We start from the raw sequence: 15450 nt of genomic DNA on the forward strand, positions 1-15450 counted from the left end.
CGGGGAGGCAACAGATTGTTCGACAACGGTGGCATTCGCCCCTGGATAGCTTGTGGAAACTTTAACCTGGGGTGGGGCGATGTCAGGGTATTCTGCGATAGGCAGGGCATTAAGGGCGATGAGGCCGGCGAGTGATATAACAATGGATATAACCAATGCAAACTTCGGCCGATTGATGAAAAAAGCTGAGAACACGATCAGGCTCCTTCTTCAACCGGGTTGACCAGCATATCTGGTCTTACCTTTTGAATGCCCTGAACAATGAGGCGTTCTCCTTTCAGAAGGCCGTTTAGAATTACCCAGTCTGTTCCGATCTGGTCTCCAACTTGAATGCGACGGACTTCAACCTTGTTTGCGCGATTGACGACAAGGGCGAAATATCCTTGCTGATCTTTTTGTACCGATGCTTGAGGGATAACGAGGGCGCGTTGGGTTTTCTTGTCGCGAACCGTAACGCTTACGAATTGACCCGGAACCAGTATGCGATTGGGGTTGGCAAAAACGGCGCGGGTGAGGATTGTGTTGGTGTCTTGGTTGACCTCTGTGTTCAAAAAGCTAAATCGTCCTTCGAGGGGGTATGGTTTTCCATCAGAGAGGATGAGTGTTGGAATTACAGGGGCTTCTTTGGTCAATCCTTTGCGGCGTTCTGCCAGTATAATTTTATCGCTAACAGGCACGGTTACATAAATAGGATCCATACTTGTAATCGTAGCGAGTGGTTCGCTGTTGGAGTTTACAAGATTACCCACGCTATATTTTGATCGACTGATTTGTCCATCAATGGGGCTGTATATTTCGGCTCTTCTCCGCTTTGTTGAGTAGAAAAAGATGCCGACCGCCAAGTAACCTGTTGATATGTATGGTTTCTGATAACTTTACATAGAGCAGGTATATGACAATCAACATCTCGCAGCATATTTTAGGCCTCAAAGGGCAACGTGTAAATGAAATTAAACTGGATGACGGCGGTGTTAAGATTGTCATTCACTGCAGCCGAGACGCGCGTAGGAGGGCTATAGACCCTGCTACAGGCCAGAAGGGAAGCATCAACCAGCATGTCCGCCGACAAGTAAACGACATCCCCCTTTTTGGGTATCCTTGTGTGGTCGAGATTGAGCTGGCGCAGGTTTATATTAACAAGGGCGAACGCCGCATTGAGGGGTGTGATTTTGTTGATAAAGGGTGCCGTTTCACTCACCGATTTTGCCGACTGATCAGTGGATTATGTCGGCATATGTCTATTCAAGCGGTTTCCAGACATTTGGATATACGATGGGAAACGGTCAAGAATATCGACAGGGCATACCTTATTGAAACTCTCCCTACGCTTGATCCTGCAGAGCTAACTGGCTTGGAATATATTGGTGTAGATGAAGTTGCCCGGGCGAAAGGTCATGACTACATGACGGTGGTCTACGATATGGTTGGCGGTCATCTGATCTGGGTTGAAGCAGGCCGAACTGCCGAGGTTTTTTCAAGGTTTTTGAAACAACTGCAACCAGATACAGCCTGCAAAATAAAGGCCGTAGCGATGGATATGGGGCCTGCCTACCAAAAGGCTGTCAGAGAGTCCTTGCCGTTGGCCGACATAGTATTTGACCGTTTCCACGTCATGAAAAACTACAGCAAAGCTATCCATAATCAGCGTCGACTTGAGTTCAGAAAGGCCGATCCAAGTGGTAAAGAGTTGATGAAAGGGACACATTATCTGTTGCTCAAAAATGCGGATAAGTTGAGTGAAAAACAAAGTGACAAGCTGCAAAGGTTGCTGGAGAGCAATAGCAACCTGAATGCACTTTACGTCTTGAAAGAACAGCTTCAGCTGCTGTGGAGTGCCGCTTCATTTGAGGCGATGGCGGAGCAACTGGAACGTTGGTGCCTGATAGCAGATCAGTCACAGATGCTCTATCTAAAAAAGTTCGCGAAATCCCTACGGAAACATTGTGTGGGCATCTGCAACTACGCCAAACACAAGCTCACAAGCGCCAGGATAGAGGCTGGTAATGTCAGTATAGGAATGATCCGTAAGCGAGCCAGAGGCATCAAGGATACCGAATACTTCAAACTCAAAATTAGACAATCATCCATTCCAGATAATCAATCTATGCTCTATTTGAAATCCTAAATCTACTCAACAAAGCGGAGAAGTGCCTATATTTCTGTGTAACTCAAATCCAGCTCAGACCGTCTTAAGGACGCTTTAGCTTGTAGCACGCTGGCAAGCGCTGTTGACTCTGCTGCCTCAGAGCTGTCGAGAGAAGCTGCAGAGACGACCTTCTTTTTCTTAAGGTCTTTTTTTCTCTTTAGATCAGAGCGGGCGTTTTTAAGGGTCGCCTCGGCGCCAACGAGATCTGCTTTACTTTGAGCAACGGCTATTTCGTAGGATGCCTTTTCCAGGATGTAGAGCAGATCACCTTTCTTAACTTCGGCACCTTCTTTGAATAGCCGTTGTTCTAGAAAGCCTTCTACACGGGCTCGAAGATCAACTGTCTCAATCGCTTCAACCCGGCCAACAAAGGTAGTTTGTGGGGTGATATCCTGCTCTTCAACGGTCGTGACAATAACACTAGGCGCAGATGCCGTACTATCCTGGGCAAGTGAAATATGGGGAGCAATAACAGAAGAAATTATTATAAGGCCTTTAAGCCCCCACTTGGTATGGCTTTTCATGTGCTCACTTCTTTTGTGTTCATAGCTACGAGGTTTAAAGAGACGGCTTTGTAGGCGTGTCGTTGAGAGGTCTTTGCTTCAGGGATGCATAGTGATCTGTGAGTTCAATACCCTAGGGTATGTTTGGGGGAGGTCAAGAATTTATTATACGTGCGGGTTGGGTGTTCCGTTGATAAATTGTGTTTTGTTCGAGGATAAGGCTTTTATAAAAATTTGTAGAGTAATAGTGTATTGCAGATCTCATCCTAGTAATTACTCTTGCTATCATGGGGAAAGGGTTCTATAACCCCGCCATTGTCGGGTGGCATGTGCCATAGGGTATGCCTAGTCACTCTGAAAAAGAACTTTAGTTATAAGGAAAGAAAATGCCCAAACTTAAGACCAAATCTGGCGCGAAGAAACGCTTCCGCCTAACCGGTACCGGTAAAGTCGTTGCTGCACAAGCAGGTAAACGTCACGGTATGCGCAAACGCTCACAAACAATGATTCGTAACGCACGCGGTACGACAATTCTATGTGATTCGGATTCTCGCGTAATCAAACGTAATTTCTTGGTTAACGGTTAAGGTAGTAGCAAAATGGCTCGTGTAAAACGGGGCGTCACAGCGCGTGCACGTCACAAAAAAATCTCCAAACTTGCAAAAGGCTATCGTAGCCGGGGCAAGAACGTCTTCCGCGTAGCAGTACAGCGCCTTGAAAAAGGCTGGCAGTACGCTTACCGCGATCGTCGTGTTAAAAAACGTACATTCCGTGGTCTATGGATTCAGCGTATCAACGCTGGTGCCCGTATGCACGGTATCACGTACTCACAATTCATGAACGGTGTTAAAAAAGCTGAAATCGGTCTCGATCGTAAAGTTCTTGCTGATTTGGCTGTTCGTGAGCCAGCTGCATTTACTGCTGTTGTTGAAAAAGCAAAAGCAGCTCTGGCTTAACGCACATACGTTTAGGCTTTATGACAGGGCAGCATCCGGTTTCCGGGTGCTGCCTGTTTGTCATTAAGGGCCTAAAAAATGACGAGTGTTACGTGCCGACTATTTATCATCCAGTCCCTTAATGGGATTCGCCTTAAACTCATGCATTTATGCGCCCAATAGGAACGACTTACCGTGGTCTCCCCTCTGAAGATCCTTTTACCCGTTCTATTATGCTTAAATTTGCTTTCTGGCTGTTTTGACGCTGGAAGCGCTTCTAATGCTGAGTATGCCAACGATATAGATGCTGTCCGTAATGAAATCCAGAATGGGCAAAGCAATACCGATCTGGTGGAAGCACTTGCTGGACGCCACGGCAAAGTCACTTGGCTGGGGGATGCCTGGGATGATAATCAATCTGATCAATTAACACGTGTGAGCGCGACCATTCAGAAAACTCTGGACGGTAGAGAGCGCAATCTCGTACTTCAGTATCGTTATGACCGTGCATCGAAAGATGTGGTCTTGGATAAGGTATTGCTTGATGGCCAAGTTCAAAGTGTCATTAGTGGTGCCGTCGCAATGCTTGCAATGAAGCTCGAATAAGAAACGTCTTTGAGGTGCGCCTCAATAACGGGAAGTAGTGGAATGGATAATCTGGAAGAACTTCGCAGTAGCTTGCTGCAAAGAGTAGAAGAAGCCTCTGACCTCGAAGCACTTGATACCGTGCGCGTGCAGGCTTTGGGCAAAAAAGGTGAGATAACTCAGCGTATGAAAACGCTAGGTGGTCTTGCCCCTGAAGAACGTAAAGAAGCAGGCCAGGCCTTTAACCTTATTAAGCAAGCTGTTGCTGAAGCAATCGAGATCCGAAAAGGGACATTGCACGAAGCTGCCCTTGAAGCGCGCCTTGCCGAAGAGAAAATCGATGTGTCCCTACCTGCACGCCCGACGACGATTGGGAAGATGCATCCTATTAGCCAGACATTAGAAGAGCTGGTCGCTATTTTTGGCGAAATGGGATTCTCCGTTGCTGAGGGCCACCACATCGAGGATGATTTTCACAATTTTACGGCTTTGAATATTCCGCCGGAACATCCTGCTCGTCAGGAGCTTGATACTTTCTATATGCCTGAAAAGGAAGACGGTAGCCGCCCAGTGCTTCGTACACATACTTCCCCGGTACAAATTCGGGCGATGCAGAATACGACCCCGCCTATTCGCATTATTGCGCCCGGGCGTACTTTTCGTGCAGATCACGATGCCACGCACTCCCCGATGTTCCATCAGGTCGAAGGGCTGGTTATCGACGAGAAAACCAATATGGGCCATCTCAAGGGTGTTCTTATTGAATTCTGTCGGGCTTTCTTTGGTGTGAAAGATTTACCACTAAGATTCCGTCCGAGTTATTTTCCCTTTACCGAGCCGTCAGCGGAAGTTGATATCGGCTGTACGCGTTCTGGTGGGCAGCTCAAAATCGGTGCTGGTGATGATTGGCTAGAGATCCTCGGTAGCGGCATGGTTCACCCTAAAGTTCTCGAAAACTGTGGTATTGATTCAACAAAGTATCAGGGTTTTGCCTTTGGCATCGGGATCGAACGTCTCGCCATGCTCAAGTACGGAATCCCTGACTTGAGAACCTTCTATGAAACTGATCTTCGCTGGATGAAACACTACGGCTTCTTGCCGATGGAAATGCCCAGCATGGTTCGTGGTCTGTAAGGAGGTTTTGAGAAAATGAAATTCACACTGAACTGGTTGAAAGACCACCTCGATACAGACGCTTCTCTTGAAGTCATTGTCGAAAAACTATCCCTTATCGGCCTCGAAGTTGAAGGCGTTGAAAATAAAGCTGATGAACTCAAGGCTTTTAAAACGGCTAAAGTCATCGAAGCCGTTCAACACCCCAACGCTGATAGATTGCGTGTTTGTCAGGTACAATCTGCTGATGGCATAAGCCAGGTCGTTTGTGGTGCACCAAATGCCCGCACAGGCATGGTTGGTGTTTTTGCGCCCGTTGGCTGTTACGTCCCCGGTATAGACCTGACTTTGAAGGCAGGTAATCTTCGCGGTGAAGATTCTAATGGTATGCTGGTCTCAGAGCGTGAAATGGGTCTGTCAGACGAGCACGATGGAATCATAGATCTTCCCGAAGATACAGAAATTGGCGTTCCTCTCGCTGAAATCCTAGGTCTGGACGATCCAATTATTGAGATTGCAATCACTCCAAACAGAGGTGATTGTCTCGGTGTTCGAGGCGTGGCACGTGATCTCGCCGCAGCTGGTTTGGGCAAGCTGAAAGCGCTCAAGACTGAGACTGTCGAAGGGTCTTTCGAAAGCCCAATTAATTGGAGAGCTGACGAAGCTGTTGCTCAAAACGTTCCTTATGTTGCGGGACGTTATTTCCGTAATATCAAAAACGGACCAAGCCCCAAGTGGCTGCAAGAGCGTTTGCTGGCCATTGGCTTGCGCCCAATATCAACTCTTGTTGATATTACAAACTATGTGTCATTTGATCTTGGGCGGCCTCTGCACGTCTTTGATGCGGATAAGGTCCAGGGCGATCTGACGATGCGCTTTGCCGTGAACGGCGAAGAGTTCCTGGCTTTGGATGAGGAAACATACAAGCTTGAAGATACCATGGTTGTTATTGGTGATGACAATGGCGTTCAAGGTATTGGTGGGGTTATGGGCGGCCTGAATTCTGGCTGTAGTGACGAAACCACGAATATGTTCCTTGAAGTGGCTCTCTTCGATCCGATATCAATAGCTATAACAGGTCGTAAATCTGGAATTCTTTCCGACGCACGTTATCGTTTTGAGAGAACCGTTGACAGCCAATCAGCTGATTGGGGCGTGGATGTCGCGACACAGATGGTTCTTGATCTTTGCGGCGGGGAAGTCAGCCAGGTTAGCTCTGCTGGATCCATTCCATCTGAGCAGCGGGTGATTGAGCTTCGTCCTAGCCGAATTGAAGATCTCTGTGGTGTAGCGGTAGCCAAAGATAAACAGATCGAAATTCTGTCCATTCTCGGCTTTGATGTCAGTGAAAAAGGTGACCTGATTTCTGCTGTGGTACCTACATGGCGTCCTGATGTCGAGCTGGAAGCTTGTTTGGTTGAAGAAATCCTTCGAATTCATGGATATGAGAATATACCGGAATTGCAGATGGAGCCTGATAACTATCTTCCGCAAGGTGTCCTCACTCTTGAGCAACGTCGAGTTTCCAATGCGCGAACCGCATTGTGCTGGCGTGGACTGGACGAGGCTGTGACCTTCTCGTTTGTTTCTTATGCGGAAGCTGAGCTCTTTGGTGGAGTTCCTGATAGCTTGCGGGTAGCGAACACGATTTCGACCGATCTAGACACCATGCGTCCGTCAATCCTACCGACTTTGCTGTCTGCAGCCGTTAGAAATACCGATCGTGGTTATGCTGATAATGCTCTGTTTGAAGTTGGCCCCCAGTATTTTGATGATACGGCCAAGGGACAACAGAAAATGGCTACGGGGCTTCGGTCTGGTGCTATCGCTGGCCGTCATTGGGAAAGCCCTAGTCGCTCGGTTGACGTCTTTGATGCCAAGGGCGATGCTCTTGCTGCGCTTTCCGCTGCAGGTGCTCCAGTAGACAATTTGCAGGTGTTTACCAACGCACCATCTTATTTTCATCCTGGTCGCTCAGGTGTTATGGGGCTTGGGCCAAAGAACGTCCTTGCTGCATTTGGTGAACTTCACCCGCGCGTGCTTGAAGCTATGGATATCAAAGGACCAGTGGTTGCTTTTGAAGTATTCCTGGACAATATCCCTCAGCCAAAAGTGAAAAAAGGCGAGTCTGGTAAAATCAAACCGGCACTTGACCTTTCTCCGTTCCAGCCTGTTGAACGAGATTTTGCTTTCCTTGTCGACGAGAGTGTCGAAGCAGGGAAATTGATCCGCTCGGCTAAAGGTGCAGATAAAGCCTTGATTTCAGATGTGGTTCTTTTCGATATCTATACGGGTAAAGGTGTTGAAGAAGGTAAGAAATCCCTGGCGATTACAGTTACACTTCAGCCGAGAGATCATACTCTTACAGATGAAGAAATTGATGCGGTGTCGCAAAAAGTCGTTGCACAAGCTATGAAAGCAACTGGTGCTACTCTTCGTAGTTAATCTATGTCTTAATTTTAAAGAAAGCCCGGCGTTCGTGCCGGGCTTTTTTTATGTTCGTTTTTAAACCTCGTACATAGAAAAGCTGGGTCTGAAAGTTCTCTTAAAGTGTGTTATACTAAAGGGCAATCGGGGGAGATTGACCAGGGGGGCGTTACCTAGAAGGAGACGCTCATGTCAGTATCCGAGAAGGAAGACACTGAAACTTCAAATACCGTGAGAGAAGCTGTAGGTGTGTTCCATAATGCTCAAGAGCTTGAATCAGCTGTTGATGAGCTTCAGAACGCAGGGTTTGATCGTTCAGAGATCAGCTTACTTGCGAGTGAAGAAGCCGTGACTGAAAAGTTGGGGCACCGTTATGATTCCGTAACTGAACTCGAAGATGATGCCGATGTTCCCCGTACGGCTTATGTTGAAAGGGATTCTGTTGTTGAGGGCAAAACGGCTCTTATTGGCGGGTTAGCCTATATTGGCGCTGTTGTTGCTGCTGCCCCTATTGTCGCCTCAGGTGGGTCCCTGGCCGTTGCTATAATCGGTGCCGCTCTTGCGGGAGGTTCTGCGGGCGTGTTTGGGTCATTTGTGGCTGAGTGGATCGGGCATAAGAATGCTGAAAGTATACAAAGTCAGCTCCAACACGGTGGTCTGCTTTTGTGGGTGACCCTGCGAGATCAGGATCATGAAGAAAGAGCGATGAGGATCTTAACCGAACAGGGTGCTGATGATGTGCATTGTCACGATATTCCAACACCTGATGAGCCAGCCGAAAATCCTATGCATGGCAAAGAGATCGATCCATTTTTACCCGGCGCAATTATTTAGGATTAGGTTTGGCACCACAGAGTCCCCGAGCGTGCCTTTTCTGCCGGGCGGGTAAATTTATCAGGTAAATAGTTCTTATTACACTGACCTATAATATAGTTTAGATATTATTTTCATATAACTTGTTGAAAAATAACATTTAAATAAATGGCCTGAATATTGCTTCATGAAACAAAAGAGTTTTGTGAGGTGGACCAACGTGAGTGTAAGTCTTGATGTCGTTTCTTTAAGTACGGGTTCAGGTTATGGGCTTCCGAATTCTATTGCCCCGGTTCCTGGAGATGAGGTAGCTGCCCCTAAGAAGAAGGTTGAAAAAGAAGTTGTTCAATCTTCAGCTGCTTATGAAATCACTCTGTCAGAAGAAGCCAAAACCCTTATCGCCCGGATGGAAGGAACTGTCCGTCAGCTCAGCGATGTCAGGTTTGAAGACCTTTCTCCTGAGGAGCAAAATCGTATTCGGGGCTTGGAAAAGCAATTAAATGAGATCTTCGGGTACACGCCAAATAAGACACTTAATACATCAGAAAGAGAGCAAATCTCGGCACTCTATACCCGAATGGATGACGTACTTGGTTTCCAGCCCAAATCCATCGATCCTATGCATCATCACCTTGCTCAACGTTTGGAAGAAGAGGCTGATCGCCTTCTTTCCGATCCAAAGAAGATCCATAGCGAGACCGAAGAGCGCCAATTAGCGGTTATATTCTCTCACCTTGAAAGTCTTCAGGGGGTGTCAGCCGTTAGCTATCAGATACCCGATGAGTTGAAAGGGCATATTGATAGTCTGCAAAATGAAATAGATCAGATTTCCGGTGCGGCCGATGTGAAGGTGCCAGGTCCTAATGATATGAAACAGGCAACACAAATTTTCCAAGACCTTGCTGGGATTTATGATGGTGCCTTCAGGCGAATGATGAAGCTAAATTAGGGGCGGCGACTTAAATTCAGGTATCTAGACGCTGATTTTTAAGTTGGGCCAGCGATCAATCCATCGTTTTTTATCTTGTCGAACTTTGTATTCAAAAAGCTTGTGTTGTTTAAAGTGAGGGCTGGGTTGAACCGTTTTGTTATAGAGATCATCCAGGCCAAATGGTGCTAGAACCTCCAAGTCATCCTTAGAATTTAACCTGATGGCAATTTCTGTAACGGTCTCTGGCCAGTGAGTTATCGCGTCTTCGCAGTTTTGGTATGGTCTATCCCGATTGACATGATGCATTCGGGCTTGATTTTTAACAGACCAACTTCCCAAGGTATCTGAACAATTGGTATGATTTGATTGCAGAAAATTTTCGAATTCCTGTTCACTTCTTTGGCGTGTATCCCCGGGGTCAAAATATATAACGTCGATATCGCTGTTGACGGGCGGAATTTCATTGCCCGATAGTTGATCCCAAATGAAATTGCGGATAAACCCAGCTGCGACCCAGCTATCATGAAGCTGAAGATCTCGGACCGCTTTAAGGCATTCCATGCGCAGTGAGTCTGCCTTAACCTTGGTGACGAGTTGATCCAAGTATTTCACGTATGGTGCTTTCGTGAGATTAAAATAGATAATCTAAGTAATGGACGAGATGTGTGCAATCCAAGCGAAATAAGAGATTTTTTCCTTTTATGGTACTTGATGTAAGTCCCCGGATTAAGATTCCCGAGTTTGCGTGCGCCATCTTTTGAGAGAATAGGTGATGTGATTGACATCAAAACGGTCTTCGGCCCAATTGGTGGCAAAGCTTGCGGTATTACTTTCGGGTAGTTCTTCAGAGGATAGTTCGTGGAATCTGATCCGGGTAGGGAAGTTAACCCCTTCGCCAACCACAATGGCTTCTTGATTTCGCAGTGACGGTAATGACTTCAAAAGGCTTGAAGAACTCTGAGGCAGCGTTCTTTGAACAAACATCTGATCTCGCTCATTACTCATACGCAAGGAGAACATGGTGTTACATTGCGAGAGGATTGTCTCTGACAACTCTGAGGGACGCTGAGTAATCAACCCCAGAGAGACACCATATTTCCGACCCTCTTTGGCAATCTGTTCGAGAGCTTTCCTCGTTGGGGCAAAGCCTGAATTTTTATCGTAGGGAACGTAGCGGTGTGCTTCCTCGCAAACAACCAGGACAGGAATGGGATCGTGGCGATGCCCCCAAACGGCAAGATCAAATATGGTGCGGCAAAGCAGGGAGACCATAACATCAACGACTTCAGAAGGGACGCCCGAGAGATCAAAGATGGAAATCGGTTTGCCGTCGTTTGGAATGCGCATTAATTGGCTGAGGATATAGCTCATATTGTCACGCAGTGCGACATTACCAAACATAAAGGCAAAACGCCGATCGTTACGAAGGTTCTCAATTCGATTTTTCAGACGTTGGAAGGGGGCGAGTTGTTCGGGTTTGCCGAGTTGGCCCATCAACTGATCTATGCGATGCAACATGTCCGATATTTTATAGGGGAGAGGGGTATCAACCGTGAGTGTCGTTGCGTCGGTTTCCTCGCCACCCCAAGCTAGTTTTGCGGTCAAAATAGCGTCTTTTAATATGTTTGATTCAACATTTCTGGCTGCAGGCTCATGACTGCAAAATATCTCTACGGTTTCTTCGAAGTTTAACAGCCAATAGGGCAAGCGTAGTGATTCAGGGCTTAGGCATTCTGCTCTGTGTTTGAAGGCTGCAGAGTATTCGTTGTGTGGATCGATGAGAATAATGTGTCCACAGGGATGACTGTCGAGGATTGATTTTAGAATAACTGTCAAAGAGCAGGATTTACCGCTACCCGTTGTCCCTAAGATGGCGAAGTGTTTCCCAAGGAGGGCATCGGTCATGATGTAAGCCGGGAGTTTCTGTTCCTGTGATAAAGCGCCAACCACAAAACAGGGTTTGTCTGGTCGGGCATAAATTTCAGCAAGCTCATCCGTTTGCACAGGCTCTACAATTGAGCCAAGCACCGGAAAGCGGGAAACACCACGCTGAAATCCAGGGAGTTCTCCTTCTCCGGGATTAATCAATTTTTCACCAAGCAAGTCGATGGACATGACCTTGATGTCCTCGGGGCTGGGCGGCATTGAAGGGTTGGGGATAGCCATGTCACTGATCAAACCAAATGCAATGGCAGTTTCCGACTGGATCCTGATCATTTCACCTATAGAGGGCAGATCAATATTCGGCGCCAAACTCGCATTTAAACTGTCACCGCTGATAGACGTTACAAATCCGATAGTGTTTGAAGTCACTTGAAAATCCCTTAAGTACAGCCATTGCTGATAAAAGTATAACTCTCAAAAGTTTACAGGGGATTTAAACCAGCGGCAGAAATGAAATGGAAAGTGGAAAATTCAGGGAAATCCGTTACAGTATTTGAACTGATTTATTGATTTGATAAAGGGTGAGTTATTCAATTTTTCATCAAAAACTGGGGTGCCAAAAAGGATGAAGCGATTGTTTTTTTCTTCACATCAATCAGGTCACCAAAAACGTAGGCGGCAACTCTTGAAATTCGGATTGGCTTCTTCTGTCACTAGCTGCCTGTCTCTTTTGGGGATGCGTCCTTCTTTTGCTGTGAACAGGGATGTCGATGTCATTGTAATCGGGGCCGGGATTTCTGGGCTCGCGGCAGCTCATGCTCTGAGGGCGCAAGGTTATGAGGTGCTGGTTCTCGAAGCAGCCAGCCAAATCGGAGGGCGCTTGAAAACCGACTGGACCTTAGGAGCTCCAGTTGAGATTGGGGCCGGGTGGATTCATGGGCCAAAAGGTAACCCTATTACAGAGTTAGCTACAAAGGTCGATGGCAGGAGTTATATAACGTCTGATGATAATTTTGTTGTCTTCGACGCGAATGGTATGTCTGTCAGAGAGACGATGATTGAAAGCAAAGAAGAGGAACTCTATCGACTTTTCCAGAAAATAGACGATGCCTTTGATGGAGATCAAACTCTTAAAGAGGCGATTGGGAGAATATCAAGCCGGTCATTATCAGATCCAATTTTAAAATGGATGCTTTCGGCCTATACCGAGTTCGATACCGGTGGTCCTATAGAACAACTCTCCGCCTATTATTTTGACGAGGATGAGGCCTATGATGGCGAAGACGTCATACTGACATCCGGGTATGATGAAATACTGACGCCCCTCGCCGAAAAAGGGAAGATTCTTCTTAATCACCCTGTTGAACTCATTGAATATAAAGAAGGGGACGGGGCCTCGGTCTATGCCAATGGACAAGAGTTTGAAGCGAGCTTTGTTATCTGCACTTGCCCTTTGGGTACTCTAAAGCGACGAAGCATTAAGTTTGATCCGGCCTTACCCTCTACATATCAGGATCGAATTGATCGCCTGGGGATGGGGAATGTCACAAAAATTGCCTTAAATTTTGAGAAAGCTTTCTGGCCAGAAGATGTGCAGTATTTTGGCCTCATGACAGAAGAAAAGGGACGCTGGAACTATTTTCTTAATTATAGAACGTTTTCCGATCAAAATATTTTGCTTGGTGTCTGTGTTGGGTCCTATGCGCAAAAGGTTGAAATGCTATCTGATCGGGAAATGTTGGCCGATGCTCTTGTCGCGATACGCACGATGTTTGGGGAAAAGGTGCCAAACCCAATTGGACAGGTAATTACCAGATGGTCTAAGGATACTAACACCTATGGGGCTTATTCTTTTGTCAAAACAGGCAATAAACCCGCCGATTTTGATGGCTTGAGTGAGCCTGTTGCGGGTACACTTATATTTGCCGGTGAGCATACGACCTTTAAATATCATGGCACTGTTCATGGTGCATATTTGAGTGGTTTAGAGGCTGCCAAACGGGTCATGATGTTGGCTGAATAAGGAACAGCTTCGCTGTTCTGGTGTCGGTTTTTCAGCGGGTTATTTCTTCAAATGAAGAGAGAGATTGCGCAATTGAAGTTAAGGGCTTATCTTCCGCACCATTATTGATAGGCATGTGATGTAATGGCTGACCTGAAACATATCCGAAACTTCTCTATTGTTGCCCATATTGACCATGGGAAATCTACTCTTGCGGATCGACTGATCCAGCATTGCGGTGGTCTGACCAACCGTGAAATGCAAGACCAGGTTCTTGATAATATGGAGCTTGAGCGTGAGCGTGGCATCACCATTAAGGCCCAAACCGTCCGTCTGGACTATAAGGCTAAAGATGGTGAGATGTATCAGCTCAATCTGATTGATACTCCTGGGCACGTGGATTTTACCTACGAGGTAAGTCGCTCTCTCGCCGCTTGTGAAGGATCGCTTTTGCTTGTTGATGCCTCTCAGGGTGTTGAGGCGCAAACCTTGGCGAATGTCTATCTGGCAATTGAAAATGACCACGAAATCATTCCCGTGCTCAATAAGATTGACCTTCCTGCAGCAGAACCTGAACGCATCCGCCAACAGATCGAAGACGTTATTGGTATTGATGCCACTGACGCCTTGACCGTTTCCGGTAAGACCGGCGCGGGTGTCGATGACGTTCTCGAGGCGATCGTCGAAATATTGCCGCCGCCGGAAGGTGACCCTGAAAACAAACTAACCGCGCTGCTGGTTGATAGCTGGTATGACAGTTATCTTGGCGTGATTACCCTTGTACGTGTTGTTGATGGCGTCATTAAGCCGGGTATGAAAATCCGCATGATGGGGACGGGGACAACTCACCTTGTCGATGCTGTTGGTGCCTTCACGCCGAAACTGACAAAACTAAAAGAGCTTCGTGCCGGCGAGATCGGTTATATCACAGCCGGTATTAAACAGATTTCCGATACCAAAGTTGGGGATACGATCACGGATGAAAAGAATTTGGCCGAAAAGCCATTGGCTGGTTTTAAACCTTCTGTCCCTGTTGTGTTCTGTGGCCTATTCCCAATTGACGCCAATGACTACGAAGTTCTCAGAGATAGCCTGGGTAAACTTGCTCTCAACGATGCTTCTTTTCATTTTGAGCCTGAATCCTCTGCGGCGCTTGGTTTTGGTTTCCGTTGTGGTTTCCTCGGACTTTTGCATCTGGAGATCATTCAGGAGCGCTTGGAGCGTGAGTTTAATCTGGATCTCATTACCACGGCACCGAGTGTTGTTTATAAAATCCACATGAACAACGGCGAAATGATCGAGCTGCACAACCCGGCTGACTTCCCTGACGTGGTGAAGATCGATTACATTGAAGAGCCGTGGATTAAGGCAAACATTCTGGTGCCAGATGACTATCTTGGTCAGGTGCTCAAGCTTTGTGAAGATCGTCGTGGTATCCAGGTCGAGCTTACCTATGTTGGTAGCCGGGCAATGATCGTTTACAAGCTACCGCTCAACGAAGTCGTGTTTGATTTTTACGACCGTTTGAAATCAATTTCCCGCGGATACGCATCTTTTGATTATTCAATCGAAGGTTATGAGCGCAACGAGTTGGTTAAAGTCTCTATTCTGGTTAACTCTGAGCCCGTCGATTCCCTTTCTATCATCGTGCACCGTTCGCAGGCAGAGCCGCGTGGACGTATGCTGTGTGAGCGTTTGAAAAGCTTGATCCCGCGACAGCTCTTCAAAATTGCAGTACAGGCAGCGATCGGTGGCAAGATCGTGGCGCGTGAGACAATTTCCGCCATGCGCAAGGATGTGACCGCCAAGTGTTACGGTGGTGATGTATCGCGTAAACGGAAACTGCTGGATAAGCAAAAGGCTGGTAAAAAACGTATGCGTCAGGTTGGTAATGTGGAAATTCCACAATCCGCTTTCCTGGCGGCGCTAAAAATGGGCGATGATTAATTCTCCTGTTTAGCCTTTTCGTATAAATGAAAAAGCCCCAGAGAACTTATTCTTAAGTTCTCTGGGGCTTTTTTTGTGTATCTATTTTTAATTCTTCTGACTTAATCCTGATAATGTTTATCTTTCGGATTTAAGCTGCTGAGAATTGTGAACAGCCCGCCGAG

Annotated in this window: 16 protein-coding genes; 10 read left to right on the plus strand and 6 right to left on the minus strand. The window is 46.8% G+C overall.

The features are described from left to right. From ACOGW3_RS10105 to ACOGW3_RS10115, 3 genes are all read right to left on the minus strand, one after another. On the minus strand, positions 1 to 195 hold a 195-nt coding region (locus tag ACOGW3_RS10105; RefSeq protein WP_419902858.1), incomplete at its 3' end, for an efflux RND transporter permease subunit. Between the two features lie 2 nt (positions 196 to 197). Beyond that, positions 198 to 749 carry an efflux RND transporter periplasmic adaptor subunit gene (locus ACOGW3_RS10110; RefSeq protein ID WP_419902859.1) on the minus strand — a complete coding sequence of 184 codons (552 nt, stop codon included), beginning with the start codon at positions 747 to 749 and terminating at the stop codon, positions 198 to 200. A gap of 28 nt (positions 750 to 777) precedes the next feature. After that, positions 778 to 906 carry a hypothetical protein gene (locus tag ACOGW3_RS10115; protein ID WP_419902860.1) on the minus strand — a complete coding sequence of 43 codons (129 nt, stop codon included), beginning with the start codon at positions 904 to 906 and terminating at the stop codon, positions 778 to 780. Between ACOGW3_RS10115 and ACOGW3_RS10120 the strand changes: the two genes are divergently transcribed. Next, a complete protein-coding gene (locus ACOGW3_RS10120; RefSeq protein ID WP_419901077.1) occupies positions 893 to 2125 on the plus strand; it encodes an ISL3 family transposase in 1233 nt (410 codons plus the stop codon). The genes ACOGW3_RS10115 and ACOGW3_RS10120 overlap by 14 nt on opposite strands. A gap of 26 nt (positions 2126 to 2151) precedes the next feature. On the opposite strand, the gene ACOGW3_RS10125 is transcribed toward ACOGW3_RS10120, so the two are convergent. Then, the gene (locus tag ACOGW3_RS10125) at positions 2152 to 2670 is read right to left on the minus strand and encodes an efflux RND transporter periplasmic adaptor subunit (protein WP_419902861.1); all 519 of its coding nucleotides are present in this window, start codon (positions 2668 to 2670) and stop codon (positions 2152 to 2154) included. Positions 2671 to 3035: 365 nt separating this feature from the next. Between ACOGW3_RS10125 and rpmI the strand changes: the two genes are divergently transcribed. The 7 genes from rpmI (at position 3036) to ACOGW3_RS10160 (ending at position 9471) form a co-directional block, all read left to right on the plus strand. Then, the gene (gene rpmI / locus ACOGW3_RS10130; RefSeq protein ID WP_419902862.1) at positions 3036 to 3236 is read left to right on the plus strand and encodes a 50S ribosomal protein L35; all 201 of its coding nucleotides are present in this window, start codon (positions 3036 to 3038) and stop codon (positions 3234 to 3236) included. 12 nt (positions 3237 to 3248) lie between these two features. Next, complete coding sequence (rplT, locus tag ACOGW3_RS10135; protein WP_380248205.1) at positions 3249 to 3605, plus strand: 50S ribosomal protein L20; 357 nt, start codon at positions 3249 to 3251, stop codon at positions 3603 to 3605. A gap of 174 nt (positions 3606 to 3779) precedes the next feature. Further along, positions 3780 to 4190 carry a hypothetical protein gene (locus tag ACOGW3_RS10140; RefSeq protein WP_419902863.1) on the plus strand — a complete coding sequence of 137 codons (411 nt, stop codon included), beginning with the start codon at positions 3780 to 3782 and terminating at the stop codon, positions 4188 to 4190. A 42-nt stretch (positions 4191 to 4232) separates the two neighbouring features. Further along, positions 4233 to 5303 (plus strand): phenylalanine--tRNA ligase subunit alpha, encoded by a 1071-nt coding sequence (pheS, locus tag ACOGW3_RS10145; RefSeq protein WP_419902864.1) that lies wholly within the window; start codon positions 4233 to 4235, stop codon positions 5301 to 5303. A gap of 15 nt (positions 5304 to 5318) precedes the next feature. Further along, complete coding sequence (gene pheT / locus ACOGW3_RS10150) at positions 5319 to 7727, plus strand: phenylalanine--tRNA ligase subunit beta (RefSeq protein ID WP_419902865.1); 2409 nt, start codon at positions 5319 to 5321, stop codon at positions 7725 to 7727. Positions 7728 to 7898: 171 nt separating this feature from the next. Further along, positions 7899 to 8543 (plus strand): hypothetical protein, encoded by a 645-nt coding sequence (locus ACOGW3_RS10155; protein ID WP_419902866.1) that lies wholly within the window; start codon positions 7899 to 7901, stop codon positions 8541 to 8543. Positions 8544 to 8742: 199 nt separating this feature from the next. After that, a complete protein-coding gene (locus tag ACOGW3_RS10160) occupies positions 8743 to 9471 on the plus strand; it encodes a hypothetical protein (protein WP_419902867.1) in 729 nt (242 codons plus the stop codon). Positions 9472 to 9495: 24 nt separating this feature from the next. On the opposite strand, the gene ACOGW3_RS10165 is transcribed toward ACOGW3_RS10160, so the two are convergent. Continuing rightward, positions 9496 to 10065 carry a nucleotidyltransferase family protein gene (locus ACOGW3_RS10165; protein WP_419902868.1) on the minus strand — a complete coding sequence of 190 codons (570 nt, stop codon included), beginning with the start codon at positions 10063 to 10065 and terminating at the stop codon, positions 9496 to 9498. A 114-nt stretch (positions 10066 to 10179) separates the two neighbouring features. Beyond that, the gene (locus ACOGW3_RS10170) at positions 10180 to 11766 is read right to left on the minus strand and encodes an ATP-binding protein (RefSeq protein ID WP_419902869.1); all 1587 of its coding nucleotides are present in this window, start codon (positions 11764 to 11766) and stop codon (positions 10180 to 10182) included. Positions 11767 to 11962: 196 nt separating this feature from the next. Here ACOGW3_RS10170 and ACOGW3_RS10175 point away from each other — a divergent pair, with 196 nt between their 5' ends. Next, on the plus strand, positions 11963 to 13360 hold the full coding sequence (locus tag ACOGW3_RS10175; protein WP_419902870.1) for a flavin monoamine oxidase family protein: 1398 nt from the start codon (positions 11963 to 11965) through the stop codon (positions 13358 to 13360). A gap of 123 nt (positions 13361 to 13483) precedes the next feature. Beyond that, positions 13484 to 15286, plus strand: a complete 1803-nt coding sequence (gene lepA / locus ACOGW3_RS10180; protein ID WP_419902871.1) for a translation elongation factor 4 — start codon at positions 13484 to 13486, stop codon at positions 15284 to 15286. Positions 15287 to 15450: the final 164 nt, after the last annotated feature.

It is taken from the genome of Kiloniella sp. (assembly GCF_965205715.1).
GTDB lineage: Bacteria > Pseudomonadota > Alphaproteobacteria > Kiloniellales > Kiloniellaceae > Kiloniella.